The organism is Planobispora longispora, assembly GCF_016863135.1.
GTDB classification, from domain to species: Bacteria; Actinomycetota; Actinomycetes; order Streptosporangiales; family Streptosporangiaceae; genus Planobispora; species Planobispora longispora.
On the sequence record NZ_BOOH01000051.1, the window covers coordinates 22,622 to 36,396 of the forward strand.

Annotated in this window: 14 protein-coding genes; 8 read left to right on the forward strand and 6 right to left on the reverse strand. The window is 72.2% G+C overall.

Annotated elements, in window-relative coordinates:
• The first annotated feature begins 335 nt into the window (after positions 1-335).
• Positions 336-833: a DUF3592 domain-containing protein gene (locus Plo01_RS30215; protein ID WP_203894129.1), complete on the forward strand. Its 498-nt coding sequence runs from the start codon at positions 336-338 to the stop codon at positions 831-833.
• A 52-nt stretch (positions 834-885) separates the two neighbouring features.
• On the opposite strand, the gene Plo01_RS30220 is transcribed toward Plo01_RS30215, so the two are convergent.
• Entirely contained in the window at positions 886-1,206 is a 321-nt protein-coding gene (locus Plo01_RS30220) for a GroES family chaperonin (RefSeq protein WP_203894130.1), read from the reverse strand.
• Between the two features lie 124 nt (positions 1,207-1,330).
• On the opposite strand from Plo01_RS30220, the gene Plo01_RS30225 reads away from it, so the two are divergent.
• Together Plo01_RS30225 and Plo01_RS30230 are read left to right on the forward strand one after the other, a co-directional pair.
• Positions 1,331-1,912 (forward strand): DUF1349 domain-containing protein, encoded by a 582-nt coding sequence (locus tag Plo01_RS30225; RefSeq protein WP_203894131.1) that lies wholly within the window; start codon positions 1,331-1,333, stop codon positions 1,910-1,912.
• A gap of 136 nt (positions 1,913-2,048) precedes the next feature.
• Positions 2,049-3,659: a DUF885 domain-containing protein gene (locus Plo01_RS30230; RefSeq protein ID WP_203894132.1), complete on the forward strand. Its 1,611-nt coding sequence runs from the start codon at positions 2,049-2,051 to the stop codon at positions 3,657-3,659.
• A 40-nt stretch (positions 3,660-3,699) separates the two neighbouring features.
• Here the strand turns inward: Plo01_RS30230 and Plo01_RS30235 are convergent, their stop codons facing one another.
• On the reverse strand, positions 3,700-4,302 hold the full coding sequence (locus Plo01_RS30235; RefSeq protein WP_203894133.1) for a CGNR zinc finger domain-containing protein: 603 nt from the start codon (positions 4,300-4,302) through the stop codon (positions 3,700-3,702).
• A gap of 101 nt (positions 4,303-4,403) precedes the next feature.
• On the opposite strand from Plo01_RS30235, the gene Plo01_RS30240 reads away from it, so the two are divergent.
• Positions 4,404-5,261, forward strand: a complete 858-nt coding sequence (locus Plo01_RS30240; protein WP_203894134.1) for an SDR family NAD(P)-dependent oxidoreductase — start codon at positions 4,404-4,406, stop codon at positions 5,259-5,261.
• Between the two features lie 51 nt (positions 5,262-5,312).
• Here Plo01_RS30240 and Plo01_RS30245 read toward each other — a convergent pair whose 3' ends face one another.
• Positions 5,313-5,666: a rhodanese-like domain-containing protein gene (locus Plo01_RS30245; RefSeq protein WP_203894135.1), complete on the reverse strand. Its 354-nt coding sequence runs from the start codon at positions 5,664-5,666 to the stop codon at positions 5,313-5,315.
• 39 nt (positions 5,667-5,705) lie between these two features.
• Between Plo01_RS30245 and Plo01_RS30250 the strand changes: the two genes are divergently transcribed.
• The 3 genes from Plo01_RS30250 (at position 5,706) to Plo01_RS30260 (ending at position 9,622) form a co-directional block, all read left to right on the forward strand.
• On the forward strand, positions 5,706-6,329 hold the full coding sequence (locus Plo01_RS30250) for a TetR/AcrR family transcriptional regulator (protein WP_239317356.1): 624 nt from the start codon (positions 5,706-5,708) through the stop codon (positions 6,327-6,329).
• A gap of 215 nt (positions 6,330-6,544) precedes the next feature.
• Complete coding sequence (locus Plo01_RS30255) at positions 6,545-8,968, forward strand: penicillin acylase family protein (RefSeq protein WP_239317358.1); 2,424 nt, start codon at positions 6,545-6,547, stop codon at positions 8,966-8,968.
• A gap of 66 nt (positions 8,969-9,034) precedes the next feature.
• Positions 9,035-9,622, forward strand: coding sequence for a DinB family protein (locus Plo01_RS30260; protein ID WP_203894137.1), 588 nt, complete (start codon positions 9,035-9,037; stop codon positions 9,620-9,622).
• Positions 9,623-9,680: 58 nt separating this feature from the next.
• On the opposite strand, the gene Plo01_RS30265 is transcribed toward Plo01_RS30260, so the two are convergent.
• The 3 genes from Plo01_RS30265 to Plo01_RS30275 form a co-directional block, all read right to left on the reverse strand.
• Positions 9,681-10,475, reverse strand: coding sequence for an ABC transporter ATP-binding protein (locus tag Plo01_RS30265; RefSeq protein ID WP_203894138.1), 795 nt, complete (start codon positions 10,473-10,475; stop codon positions 9,681-9,683).
• Entirely contained in the window at positions 10,472-11,482 is a 1,011-nt protein-coding gene (locus tag Plo01_RS30270; RefSeq protein WP_203894139.1) for a FecCD family ABC transporter permease, read from the reverse strand. The genes Plo01_RS30265 and Plo01_RS30270 overlap by 4 nt, the downstream gene beginning before the upstream one ends.
• 91 nt (positions 11,483-11,573) lie before the next feature.
• Complete coding sequence (locus Plo01_RS30275; protein WP_203894140.1) at positions 11,574-12,662, reverse strand: FecCD family ABC transporter permease; 1,089 nt, start codon at positions 12,660-12,662, stop codon at positions 11,574-11,576.
• Between the two features lie 61 nt (positions 12,663-12,723).
• On the opposite strand from Plo01_RS30275, the gene Plo01_RS30280 reads away from it, so the two are divergent.
• Entirely contained in the window at positions 12,724-13,743 is a 1,020-nt protein-coding gene (locus Plo01_RS30280; RefSeq protein WP_203894141.1) for an ABC transporter substrate-binding protein, read from the forward strand.
• The last annotated feature ends 32 nt before the right edge of the window (positions 13,744-13,775 follow it).

Sequence of the window (13,775 nt, forward strand, 5' to 3'; positions counted from 1 at the left end):
ACGAATTGAAGGTCAGTTAGAGGGCGTTTTGTGAGGGGGCTCGCTTGGCGGCCGCACGGGAAGTGCGGGCCGGTGATGCTCCTGCTGCTGGGCGGGACTCTCGTCGCGGCGGCGCTGGGCCACCGGTTCTCGAGGAGCGCAGGCACCGCTCCGAGGTTGTGGCCATGTGCCTGCGGTGCGGGGAGCCGCCGGATGCGGGTTTCTGACCGGGGAGGGGCGGCAGGCCGTACGGGATCATCAGGGATCACTGTCGCGCCGGGGGTGGATGGGGCCGGAGGGGAGCCCGGTAAGCGGGATGTAAGGGAGCCGCAGGCGGGTGGATCTACGGTCGTCGCATGCTCGACATGGAGTACTCCAAAGCCTTCCGCATGTTCCTGTTCATCCCCGGCGCGCAGACCGTATGGCTGGTGGTCGGCATTGTCTTCGTGGCCTCAGAGGTCGCCGGCGACCCGATTCCGATGAAGAACGGGTCCGCGCTGGCGATGGGCCTCGTCGGCTGCGGGATCGGCGGGATCGCCGTCGTCGCCACGGTCGTGCTGGCCCTGTCCTTCCGGAGGAAGGACCGCCGCCGCCGGTTCCTGCTCGCGCACGGGCTGCGGGCCCGGGGGGTGGTCACCGCGGTCTCCGCCACGTCGAGCAGGATCAACGGGCGGCGGCTGATGCGGATGCACGTCTCGGTGCCCGAGGTGCCTGGCCTGACGTTCCGGCAGGTCACCTTCAACCCGGTGCCCGAGGGAACCGCGGTGACCGTGGCCTATGACCCGGGGAGCCCGGACGAGGGCGTCGTCACCGACGACCTGCGCGCGCTCCTGCGGGCGGGGGCGAAGCGGTGAGACTGCCGGTGCGGGAGCCTGGGAGCCCGGGAGCGCGTCAGGGGTAGAGGCGTCAGAGGTAGAGGCCGGTGCCGTTGTCGGTCTGCGGGGTGGCGATGGCGTGCAGGTCGCGCTCGCGCATGACGAGGTAGGCCTGGCCGTGGACCTCGACCTCGTACTGGTCCTCGGGGTTGAACAGGACCTTGTCCCCGACCTTCACGGCGCGGGCGTTCGCGCCGACGCCGCAGACCTCGCCCCAGACGAGCCGGTTGGCCATCTTCACGGTCGCCGGGATCACGATGCCCGCCGTGCTGCGCCGTTCCTCGCTGTCCTGCTCGACCTTGACCATGACGCGGTCGTGGAGCATCTGGATCTCGAACTTCGGATCAGCCACGACACGAGTTTATGGGACGGGCGGGGTCCGCCGGCCGACTCGGCCCCCGCCCTTTACGGGAGCGCTCCCGAAAGGGGAATCGGAAACCCTGGCCAAGAGAGCGCTCTCCTGTAATGATCACGCCATGGGATTCGAGGAGAACCGCTGGATCGACGAGCCTGCCACGTGGTCGGCGACGGACGGGGAACTGCGGTTCGTCTGCGGGGCGGGCACCGACCTGTGGCGGACCACCCACTACGGCTACGTCCGCGACCGCGCCCCCATGTTCGGCCGGGAGGCGGCGGGTGACGTCCGCCTGACGGTGACCTTCGGCGGTGACTACGGCGCGCAGTACGACCAGGCGGGCGTGATCCTCCGCGCCGACGAGGAGAACTGGGTCAAGGCCGGGACCGAGTTCGTCGACGGCGGGCTCCAGCTCAGCGTGGTGGTCACCCGGGGAGCCTCCGACTGGTCGGTGACCGCCCTGCCGGGCCGCGCCGACCTGGTCACGGTCGAGCTGACCCGCTCCGGCGACGCCGTGGTCGTCCGGTACGGCCTCGACGGCGCGGAGCCCGTGACGATGCTCCGCCTGGCCTACTTCCCGCCGGGGGTCCCCGCGTTCGCCGGTGCGATGGCCGCCGCCCCCGACGGCAAGGGCTTCGAGGCGTGGTTCACCCGCATCGACATCGCGGAGGACGACGTCGCCTTGGACGGCCTGGGACTCTGACCGTCTGTGGACTTCGACCGTCCGTGGACTCCGACCGTCCGTGGACTCCGACCGTCCGCCGGGACCGGAAGGGAGGCCCGTTCCGGCGCTTTCCCGTAGTTCCGGATGCCGGGGCGGGGAAGTAGGGTGATCCGGCATGACGGACCTCTCTCCTGACCCGGTCGCCGGCTTCGTCGACTGGTACCTGAGCGCCAATCCCATCTTCGCCTCCCTCTCGGGCGCGCCGGGCTACGACCGGACCCTCGGCGACTTCACCGAGGCGGGCATCCTCGCCCGCGAGAGCGAGTCGCGGCGCTGGCTGGAGCGGCTCGAGACGGCCAGGGGCGAGGGGTTCGAGAGCGAGGTCGACCGCGAGCTGGTCGTGTCCACCCTGCGGGGCGCGCTCGTCTACGAGTCCTGGCCCGCCTGGCGGCGTGACCCGTCCGTCTACGTGGGGCCGGTCTTCTCCTCCTTCTTCGGTCCCTTCCTGAACCGGCTGTCGGACGAGCCCGACCTGGTCGACGCCGCCGTCGCCCGGCTGGCGGAGGTGCCGGGCGTGCTGGCCGCCTGCAAGGCCAACCTGGACCCGGAGCTGGCCGCTCCGCTGCTGGTCGAGCGGGGGCTCGGACAGGCGAGGACCGGCCGTCGCTTCCTCACCGGGACCGTCCCCGGCCTGGTCGCCGACGAACGGCTCCGCGCCCGGCTGGCCGAGGCGGCCGAGCCCGCGGCGGCGGCCTTCGACGAGCTGGCGGAGTTCCTCGCCGGCTTCGAGGCCGCCGGCACCTGGCGGATGGGGGAGGAGCTCTACTCCAGGCTGCTGCGCGAGCGGGAGGTGCTCGGCTACGGGGCGGGCGAGCTGCGCGAGCGCGGCCAGGCGGCCTACGACGAGCTCGACGCCGAGATGCGGGAGGTCGCCCGGCGGCTGCCCGGCGGCTCGGACGACTGGCACGCGGCCATCGCGGCGCTCCAGGACGACCACGCGCCGACGCTGGAGGACATGCGCGCCGAGTACGAGGCCGAGACCGAGCGGGCCAGGGCGTTCGTCCGCGAGCGCGGCCTGGTGACCTTCGCCGAGGGCGAGGAGTGCCGGGTGGTGCCGTCCCCCGAGTTCCAGCGGCCGATCCTGTCCGTCGCCTCCTACCTGTCGCCGCCGCCGCTGTCGACCTCCCGCGTCGGGCACTTCTTCGTGCCGTTCACCCCGGACTCCTTCACCGAGGATCAGGTCCGCCAGCGGCTGCGCACCAACGCCCGCGCCCAGATGCCCTCGATCGCGGTGCACGAGGCCTACCCGGGCCACCACTGGCACCTGTCGTGGGTGGCCGACAGCCCGCGCCGGGCGCGCAAGCTCTTCCGCACGCCGTACTTCACCGAGGGCTGGGCCCTGTACGTGGAGAAGGTCATGCGGGAGGAGGGTTACTTCGCCACCCCCGCGCAGGAGCTCGCGCACCTGGAGTTCCGCATCTTCCGGGCCGCCCGCATCATCGTGGACACCTCGCTGCACTGCGGCGACATGAGCATCGAGGAGGCGGAGCACTTCATGACCACCAAGTCCTCGCTCACGCCGGAGACCGCCAAGGGCGAGGTCAGCCGCTACTGCGCCTGGCCCACGCAGGCGCCGTCCTACCTGACCGGGGCCCTGGAGATCGACCGGATCCGCGCCGACTACATGGCGGCCGGCCGCGGTGATCTGCGCGCCTTCCACGACACCCTGGCGGGCTCGGGCGGCCTGCCGCTGGGCCTGGCCCGGCGGGTGGCGCTGGAGGGATAGCGGAAAACCGGCATCCGCGTGGACCCGCCGATCGGCCCGCCTACCCGATCGGCGCGTCCTCCGCGCCTGCGGTACGGCGGCTGCGGTAGGAGCGCATCGCGACCTGCGCCCCGCAGCGCCTCGGACTGCAATACGCCGCCGAGCAGTTCCGGGTGCGGTCGTAGAAGCCCAGGTGGCAGGGGGGGTTCCGGCAGGCCTTCACCCGTGTCCAGGTGCCCTTCCGGGCGAGGTCGGCCACGGCCGCCAGGAGGGCGCCGAACGCGCCGGCCACACCCACCTGGGCCGGGAGGAGCCGCACGTCATCCGCGGTGATGACAGGCGACAGCGGGTACATCGCACCGCTTCGCCGCAGATAGGCCTCGGCCGCCTCCAGCGTCGCGCCGTCGCCGTCCGGCTCGCCGGCATGCGCGAGCAGCACGGTGACCAGGGCCTGCCTGAGTTCCCGGGCGGCCGCGGCGTCCGCCTCGGTGATCAGGGTTTCCGTGTGGACCAGTCCGGTCGCGCGCAGCCACCGGCCGGTCGCCGAAGCGTCGGCCAGCCGTTCCGCGCGTCCGTCGATCGGACGCGTGTTGACGAAGTCGAGCACGAGATCCGCCGCATCCGGCGGGCTGAGCGGACTGTGCCGCCCCTGATCGCTGACCACGTCGGTCATGATAGCCGGAGACAGAGTAAACGGACCTAGCTAATAACTCAAGACGAACTTATCGCTTGCTGGTTATGTTCTAAAGCTGTACGTTCATAACCATGTCGATCAAAGCTGCAACGACCACAACAGAGACCGCGCCGACCGGGGCCGCAACCTCCGGCCGCTCCTGGTTCGTCACCGGGGCCTCCTCGGGAATCGGCCGCGAGCTGACGCTCGCCGCCCTCGGGCGGGGTGACCGCGTGGCCGCCGCGGCACGGCGCGTCGGCGGCATCGCGGACCTCGCCGAGCGCTTCCCCGGCAGGTTCCTCGCCCTGGAGCTCGACGTCCGGGACGAGGGGGCGGTGCGCGACGGCGTCGACCGGGCCGTCGCCGAATTCGGCCGGCTCGACGTGGTGGCGAACAACGCGGGATACGGGCTCTTCGGAGCCGTCGAGGAGGTGAGCGACGCGCAGGCCAGGGCCGTCTTCGACACCAACGTCTTCGGCGTCCTGAACGTGCTGCGTGCCGCCTTGCCGGTGCTCCGGGCCCAGCGCTCGGGCCATGTCCTCCAGGGGTCCTCGGTCTACGGGCAGACGGCTCATCCGGGGGTGGGGCTGCTGTCCGCGACCAAATACGCGGTGGAGGGACTGTCGGACGCCCTGGTCGCCGAGCTGGCGCCGCTCGGCGTCAAGGTGACGCTGATCGAACCCGGCTACGCGGCCACCTCGTTCCTGTCGAACCTCGCCTTCGCCGAACCGGTGGCCGACTACGACGTGACGGTGCGGGCCGTGCAGGGCTCCCTGGGCGAGCTGCCGCCGGAGGCGTTCATCGACCCGGCCGCGGTGGCCCGGGCCGTGCTGGACGTCGTGGACGCCGACCGTCCTCCCCTCCGCCTGACGCTCGGCGGTCAGGCGGAGGGCGACGTGCGGGCCTCCCTCGCCGCACGGCTGCGCGACCTGGACGAGTGGGGGCGGTGACCCGCGAGGTCGACCGCACGCCGGTCCCTTCCTGATCTCCGGTCTCGCGAGTCAGCGGCCGGAGGCGATGGCCTGCCCGGCGCCGGTCTCGACGGGCAGGCCCGCCTCCACCCAGTCCTGGATGCCCTCGCGATACTTGCGCACGTCGGTGTAGCCCAGGGCCGTCAGGCGCCGGGCGACCGCCTCGCTGTTGCCGCAGGCGGGGTTGGAGCAGTAGGTGACGACGGTGGCGTCCTTGGCCGGGAGCAGTTCGGCCGCGCGGTCGGCGACCTCGCTCTCCACGAGGGCGATCGCCCCCGGCAGGTGCTGCTGGGCGTAGTAGTCGCCGCCGAGGGTGTCCACGACGACGACGGTCCCGGTCTCGATCGCGGACCTGAGTTCGTCGCGGCTGATCAGCGTGGTCATGCTGGCCTCCGAGGATTAAGTGGACTATAGTCCGTTTGTGTGAGTGACTCGGAAATTACCGGACTGCAGTCCGTTTCGTCAAGCGAGCCGTTGCGGGTGCTGATGGGGGAGCCGCCCGCGGAACGGGCCGACGCCGCGCGCAACCGGGTGAAGGTGCTGGCCGCGGCGGCCAGGCTCTTCCGTGAGAAGGGCGTGGACAACGTCTCGATGGACGCCGTCGCCGCCGAGGCGGGGGTGGGCAAGGGCACGCTGTTCCGCCGGTTCGGCGACAAGTCGGGGCTGGCGGTCGCCCTCCTCGACGAACGAGAGCGGGAGCTGCAGGGGGCGATCCTGTCCGGGCCTCCCCCGCTCGGCCCCGGCGCGCCGGCCGGTGAGCGGCTGACGGCGTTCGTGGACGCCTACCTCGACTATGTCCTCGGCCACCTCGACCTGGTCCGGATGTCGGAGACCTCCAGCCCCGGCGCCCGGTACCGGATCGGCGCCTACCGGTTCTGGCGTCTGCACGTGGCGATCCTGCTGGCCGAGGCCCGTCCGGGGTGCGACGCCGACCCGCTCGCGCACGCCCTGCTCGCCCCGCTGGCCGCCGACCATCTGACGGCCCTGGCCGGGGAGTACGGCGAGGCGCGGGCCAGGGCGGCGGTCCGGGCCCTCCTGTCCTGCTGAGCCGGCCGGACGCGGGGTGCGTGTCGAGTCCGAAAAGCTACCGCCAGGTAACCCAAGTCACATGAGTGTGTCTCATACTTACTGTTGCGTAACTTATGCGATGAAAGGTCATCTCTGTGCGGATTGCTCCATTTGCCGGTCTATCGCGGCCGATCCGGTGGCTTGCCCGGATCCTCACCGTCCTCCTCGTCCTGACCGTAGCCCTGGCCGGGACCGTGACCTGGACGGTCCGCCAGTCCTTCCCGCAGGTGTCCGGCGAGGTGAAACTCCCCGGGCTGGCCGCCGCCGTCACCGTCCACCGCGACGCCCGGGGCATCCCGCACATCTACGCCGACAGCGCCGCCGACCTGCTCAAGGCCCAGGGATACGTGCACGCCCAGGACCGCTTCTGGGAGATGGACTTCCGCCGCAAGACCACCGCGGGCCGCCTGTCGGAGGTCTTCGGCGCCTCGACCCTCGACGTCGACAAGGTCGTGCGCACCCTCGGCTGGCGGCGCACCGCCGAGGCCGAGATCCCGCTGCTCAAGCCGGAGACCCGGCAGGCCCTCGATGACTACGCGGCCGGAGTCAACGCCTGGATGGCCCAGCACGACGGGTTCGCCGAGAAGAGCCTCGAGTACGGCGTGCTCAAGCTGACCAACTCCGGCTACGAGCCCGAGCCCTGGACCCCGGCCGACTCCCTGGCCTGGCTCAAGGCCATGGCCTGGGACCTGCGCTCCAACATGGAGTCGGAGATCGACCGGGCGCTGGTGGCGGCCCGTCTCCCCGCCGAGCGGGCCGCGCAGCTCTACCCGGGCTACCCCTTCGACCGGCACCAGCCGATCGTGACCGGGACCGGGAACGGCGCGGAGCCGGAGCCCGAGGGCGGGCGGCCGGTCGGCGCGGCGGACGCGCTGAGCGAGGCCGCCGCGCTGGTGGACGCCGCGCCCGCCCTCCTCGGGACCGCCGGGGGCGACTTCGGCGGGATCGGCTCCAACTCCTGGGTGGTGAGCGGCGCGCACACCTCCACCGGCAAGCCGCTGCTGGCCAACGACCCGCACCTGGGGCCCCGGATCCCGTCCATCTGGTACCAGGCCGGACTGCACTGCCGTACCAAGAACGCCGCCTGCCCCTACGACGTGACCGGCTACACCTTCGCGGGCCTGCCCGGCGTGGTGATCGGCCACAACGACAAGATCGCCTGGGGCTTCACCAATCTCGGCCCCGACGTCAGCGACCTGTACCTGGAGCGCGTCAAGGGCGACACCGTCGAGGTCGCGGGCGAGTGGCAGCCGATGCGGGTGCGCACCGAGCAGATCAAGGTGGCCGGGGCCGAGCCGGTCGAGCTGAAGGTCCGCAGCACCGGGCACGGCCCGATCATCTCCGGCGTGTTCGGCGACGCCCGCGAGGCCGTGCCCGGGGCCGCCGCGCGCCTGGGCGAGAAGAGCGAGGGGCTGGAGGTGGCCCTGCGCTGGACCGCGCTCGACCCCGGCCGCACCGCCGACGCCATCCTGCTGATGAACCGCGCCGAGGACTTCGAGCAGTTCCGCGAGGGCGCGGCCGCCTTCGAGGCCCCGGCGCAGAACCTGATCTACGCCGACGTCGAGGGCAACATCGGCTACCAGGCCCCCGGCAAGATCCCGGTCCGGTCCGAGGGCGACGGCACCATGCCCGTGGCCGGCTGGGACGGCAAGCACGAGTGGACCGGCTTCGTCCCGTTCGAGAAGCTGCCGCACGTCTACAACCCGCCCGAGGGCTACATCGTCACCGCCAACAACGCGGTCATGCGCCCCAGCAAGGAACTGTTCCTGACCTCCGACTGGTCGCACGGCTACCGCTCCCAGCGGATCGTGGAGCGGGTGAAGGAGACGATCGCCGAGGGCGGGATGACCGTCGAGGCCATGGGTGAGATCCAGATGGACGACCACCACGGCCTGGCCCCGCTCCTCGTCCCGCACCTGCTCCGGGCCGGCGTCCCGAACGACACGCTCAAGGACTGGGACTTCGGCCAGGGCCGCGAGTCGGCCGGGGCCGCCTACTTCAACGCCGTCTGGCTGAACCTGCTGGAGCGGGTCTTCACCGACGAGCTGTCCGGCGCCGTCGCCCCCGGCGGAAACGACCGCTGGTACGAGGTGATCCGCCTGCTGCTGGACAAGCCGGAGGACCCGTTCTGGGACGACGTCCGCACCACGGGCACGACCGAGCGCCGCGACGACATGCTCAAGGCGGCGATGGCCGACGCCGACGCCGAACTGCGCGAGCGGCTGGGCGACGACCCGGCGGAGTGGGCCTGGGGCGACCTGCACACCCTGGACCTCACCCACGAGACCTTCGGCACCAGCGGCATCGCCCCGATCGAGTGGCTGTTCAACCGGGGTCCGCTGCGCACCGGCGGCGGCAAGGACACCGTGAACGCCACCGGCTGGGACGCCACCGAGGGGTACCAGGTCGACTGGGTGCCGTCGATGCGCATGGTCGTGGACCTGGCCGACCCGGACCGCTCGGAGTGGATCAACCTGACCGGCGCGTCCGGCCACGCCTTCCACGGCAACTACGACGACCAGGCCGAGCTGTGGGCCGACGGCGGCTTCACCCCGATGCACTCCACCGAGGAGGCCGTACGGAAGGCCGCCGAGAACACCCTCACCCTCACCCCGTGACGCCGGAGCCGGAGGGAGCGCCGGCGGCGGGTGGAAGTGTCGGGGCGGGGTGGAAGGATGCCGGGCATGACTGAACCGGGGCCGAAGGCCGATCTCCACCGTTACCTGAAGTCCGTCCGCGAGGCCGTGGTGTGGAAGCTCGACGGGCTCTCGGAGTACGACGTCCGCCGCCCCCTGACCCCCACCGGGACCAACCTGCTGGGGCTGGTCAAGCACCTGGCCAGCGTCGAGGCGGGATACTTCGGCGAGACCTTCGGGCGGCCGTTCCCCGAGCCGATGCCCTGGTACGCCGAGGACGCCGAGCCCAACGCGGACATGTGGGCGACGGCCGACGAGTCGCGCGAGGACATCGTCGGCCTGTACCGCCGGGTGTGGGCGCACGCGGACGCGACGATCGACGAGCTGTCCCCGGAGGCGACCGGCCGGGTGCCGTGGTGGCCGGATGAGCACGCCACGACGACGCTGCACCGGATCCTGGTGCACGTCATCGCCGAGACCAACCGGCACGCCGGGCACGCCGACATCGTCCGCGAGCTCGTCGACGGGGCCGCCGGGCTGCGGGAGGGCAACGACAACCTGGCCCCGGCCGACGGGGGATGGGAGGAGCACCGGGCCCGGCTGGAGCGCGTGGCGCGGGAGGCGGGCCGGAGCTGACGCCCCGGAGGGCGCCGGCGCGCGGCGTGCGCCGGCGCCCGGCGAGGGCCCGCGGGCGTCAGGCCGTGGCGCGGGTGCGGCGGCGGGCCTCGGGAACGATCATCGGGGTGCCGCTCTGCGGGTCCTCGATGATCTCGCAGCGCAGGTCGAAGACCTCCTGGACGAGCTCGGCGGTGACGATCTCCGTCGGGTCGCCCTCGGCCACGATCCGGCCCTCGCGCATCACGATCAGGTGGGTGGCGTAGCGGCAGGCCTGGTTGAGGTCGTGCAGCACCGCCACCAGCGTCCGCCCCCGCTCGTGCAGGTCGGCGCAGAGGTCGAGGACCTCGATCTGGTGGGCGATGTCGAGGAAGGTCGTCGGCTCGTCCAGCAGCAGGATCGGCGTCTCCTGGGCCAGCGCCATGGCCAGCCATACGCGCTGGCGCTGGCCGCCGGAGAGCTCGTCCACGCAGCGTTCGGCCAGCTCGGTGACGCCGGTGGCCTCCATGGCGGAGGCCACCGCGACCTCGTCCTGCTTCGACCACTGGCGCATCAGCCGCTGGTGCGGGTAGCGGCCCCGGCCGACCAGGTCGGCCACGGTGATGCCGTCGGGCACGATCGAGCTCTGCGGGAGCAGGCCGAGGCGGCGCGCCACCTCCTTGGACGGCAGCGAGGTGATCACGGAGCCGTCGAGGTGGACCGCTCCGGCGCGGGGCTTGAGCATGCGGGCCAGCGCCCGCAGCGTCGTGGACTTGCCGCACGCGTTCGGCCCGATGATCACTGTGAAGGAGCCGTCCGGGATCGTCACGTCCAGCCCGGTGGCGACCACGCGCTGGTCGTAGGAGAGCGTCAGGCCGCTGCCGTACAGTCTCAACGTCGTTCCTTCCGGAGCGTGAACACCAGATACGTGCCGCCGATCCCGGCGGTCATGATTCCCACGGGGAGCTGGACCGGCGCGAACAGGCGCTGCGCGGCCAGGTCGGCCGCCACCAGCAGGACCGCGCCCATCAGGGCGGAGGCGGCCATGGTGACGCCGGGGGAGCGGGAGAGCCTCCGGGCGAGCTGGGGGGCCGCCATCGCGACGAAGATCACCGGCCCGGCGGCCGCGGTGGCGACGCCGCACAGCAGCACGCCCGCGGCGATGGCCGCCGCGCGCACCGGCTCGACCCTGATGCCCGCGGCCCTGGCGGAGTCGTCGCCCATCTCCATCATCCGCAGCGGCCGGGAGACCAGCGCGCAGACCGGCAGGAGCAGCAGCAGCGCGCAGGCCACCGGGATCGCGTGCTCCCAGCCGCGCCCGCTCAGGCTGCCGGTGATCCAGGCCCCCGCGGAGGCGGCGTCGTGGATGTTGGCCCGGGTCAGCAGGTACCAGTCGACGGAGACCAGCACCGCGCCGACGCCGATCCCGACGAGGACCAGCCGGTAGCTCTGCACGCCGCCCCGGAACGACAGCCCGTAGACCAGCGCCGCGCTCGCCACGCAGCCCAGCAGCGAGCCGGCCGCGATCTGCCAGGCGGAGCCGCCCATGACGACCGCGACGATGCCGCCGGTCGAGGCGCCCGCGGTGAAGCCGAGGAAGTCGGGGCTGCCGAGCGGGTTGCGGGTCAGGCTCTGCAGGATCGCCCCGCTCAGCCCGAACGCCGCCCCGACCAGCAGGCCCGTCACGACCCGGGGCGCGCGCAGCTTGCCGACGATGAGCTCGGCGGCCGGGGTGCCCCGGCCGAACACCGAGGTCACGATGTCGGGGATGGGGACGGTGTACTCCCCGGTGGACAGGGCGACCAGGCTGACCGCGACGCCCACGACGGTCATCGCGGCCGCGGCGGCGACCCCGCGCGGGGACAGCCGCACCGACCACGGGCCCAGGCGGAGGACGGTCATGGGGTCAGGCTCCTTGTCACTGGCGGGCGGGCCCCGTCGGGGCGAGGACGCCGGGCGGGGAACGGGCCCCGGCGCGGGAGGAGGCGGTCGGTCACAGCGCGGCGAGCCTTCTGCGGCGGGCCAGCAGGATGAACACCGGGGCGCCGACGACGGCGCACATGATGCCGACCTGCACCTCCCCGGGGGCCGCGATCACCCGGCCGAGGATGTCGGAGCCGAGCAGCAGCACGGGGGAGAGCATGACGGTGTACGGCAGCAGCCAGCGCTGGTCCGGGCCGGTGAAGGTGCGCACCGCGTGCGGCACGGCCAGGCCGACGAACCAGAGCGGCCCGGCGGCGGCGGTGGCGGACCCGCACAACAGGGTGACGGCGACCGCGGTCAGCGCCCGGGTCCGGCCCACGCCCACGCCCAGGGAGCGTCCCGCGTCGTCGCCCAGGGCGAGCGCGTTGAGCGGCCCGGCCAGCATCAGCCCGAGCACCACCCCCGCGACCAGGAACGGCGCGAGCCGTACGGCGATCTCGGGGGTCGGCCCGGCCAGCGAGCCGGTCAGCCAGAACCGCATGCGGTCGAAGGTGGCGGTGTCCATGCGCAGGATCGCCGAGGAGGCGGCGTGGAAGACCATGCCGAGGGCGACGCCCGCCAGTGCCAGCCGTACCGGGCTCGCGCCGGACCGTCCCGCCGAGCCCAGTGCGTAGACCAGGACGGCCGACAGGGCCGCGCCGGCGAAGGCGAACCAGACGTAGACCGCCGGGTCGGACAGGTCCAGCAGGCCGAGGGCGACGGTCACGCCGAGCGCGGCGCCGTAGTTGACGCCGAGCAGGCCCGGGTCGGCGAGCGGGTTGCGGGTCAGGCTCTGCATGAGCGCCCCGGCCAGACCGAGCGCCGCGCCCACCCCGAGGCCGAGCAGGGTGCGCGGCACGCGCAGTTCCCTGATCACGGTGTGGTCGGTGGATCCGTCGGGTGCGGTCAGCGCGTCCAGCACGGTGGAGAGCGGGACCGAGCGGGAGCCCACCGCGATGCTGAGCAGCACCAGCAGCACCAGCGCGCCCACACCGGCCAGCAGTCCCGCAGCCAGCGCGGCCGAGCGTCCCGCCCGCCGTGCCGGCGTCTTCCCGGGCGCCTGTTCAGGCACTGCCTCGACCACACCGCCCGGACTCACCCGACCCCCTTTCGTCTTCATAGTTAGGTAAGGCTAATCTAAAGATTTAGTAATTAGGTAAGCCTATCCTTTGGAGAGGGAAATGTCGCTACCCGACCTGTCTCGGCGGGGGTTCCTGGCCGCCGGCCTCGGCGCCACCCTGCTCACCCTCGCCGCATGCGGGGAGGGGGAGCAGAAGGCCGCCACCGGGAGCGCCGCGTCCCCCTCCGCGCCGGCCGCGGGCCCGTGGAGCTTCACCGACGACCGGGGCAAGAAGCTCGACCTGCCCAAGCGCCCCGAGCGGATCGTGGCGCAGATCGGCGCGGCCGCCGTGCTGTGGGACTTCGGCGTCCGGCCGATCGCGGTCTTCGGCCCGCACAAGCTGCAGGACGGAGCCAAGGATCCCCAGATCGGCGCCGTCGACCTCACCAAGGTCGAGACGCTCGGCAATGTCTGGGACGAGTTCAACGTCGAGAAGTACATCTCGCTCCAGCCCGAGCTGCTCGTCAGCGGCATGTACAACGGCGACACCCTCTGGTACGTCCCGGAGAAGTCCACCGAGACCATCGAGCAGGCCGCGCCCACCCTCGGCGTCAAGCTGTACGGCAGGTCGATCCCCGAGCTGATCGCCAGGTACGGCGAGGTGGCCGCGTCCCTCGGCGCCGACCTGAACGCCCCCGCGGTGACCGAGGCGAAGGCCGAGTTCGAGGCGGCCTCCAAGGCGCTGCCCACCCCCGAGGCCAAGCAGCTGAAGATCCTGGTCATGGCGGGCGGCCCGGAGGCGCTGTGGATCGCCCACTTCAAGGACCACATCGACGTGGGGTACATGAAGGAGCTGGGCCTGGACGTCGTCGTCCCCGGCAATGTCGAGAAGACCGGCTACTGGGAGACCCTGAGCTGGGAGAACGCCGACAAGTACGACGCGGACGTGATCCTCGTCGACGCCCGCGCCCAGTCGATGAAGGTCGAGGAGATGATGAAGAAGCCGACCTTCGCCAAGCTCCCCGCGGTCAAGGCCGGGCAGGTCTACCCCTGGCGGGCCGAGCAGCGCTACAGCTACCAGGGCTACGTCGAGATGCTGGAGGAGCTCTCCACCAATCTCGCCAAGGCGAAGAAGCTGTAGGGGCGGCCGGGCCGTCGCGGCCGGATCGTCGA

Coding starts and splice junctions, on each gene's coding strand:
- Plo01_RS30225 (WP_203894131.1), top strand. CDS start 1,331: ATGGGATTCGAGGAGAACCGCTGGATCGACGAGCCTGCCACGTGGTCG.
- Plo01_RS30215 (WP_203894129.1), top strand. CDS start 336: ATGCTCGACATGGAGTACTCCAAAGCCTTCCGCATGTTCCTGTTCATC.
- Plo01_RS30270 (WP_203894139.1), bottom strand. CDS start 11,482: ATGACCGTCCTCCGCCTGGGCCCGTGGTCGGTGCGGCTGTCCCCGCGC.
- Plo01_RS30280 (WP_203894141.1), top strand. CDS start 12,724: ATGTCGCTACCCGACCTGTCTCGGCGGGGGTTCCTGGCCGCCGGCCTC.
- Plo01_RS30275 (WP_203894140.1), bottom strand. CDS start 12,662: ATGAAGACGAAAGGGGGTCGGGTGAGTCCGGGCGGTGTGGTCGAGGCA.
- Plo01_RS30230 (WP_203894132.1), top strand. CDS start 2,049: ATGACGGACCTCTCTCCTGACCCGGTCGCCGGCTTCGTCGACTGGTAC.
- Plo01_RS30240 (WP_203894134.1), top strand. CDS start 4,404: ATGTCGATCAAAGCTGCAACGACCACAACAGAGACCGCGCCGACCGGG.
- Plo01_RS30260 (WP_203894137.1), top strand. CDS start 9,035: ATGACTGAACCGGGGCCGAAGGCCGATCTCCACCGTTACCTGAAGTCC.
- Plo01_RS30245 (WP_203894135.1), bottom strand. CDS start 5,666: ATGACCACGCTGATCAGCCGCGACGAACTCAGGTCCGCGATCGAGACC.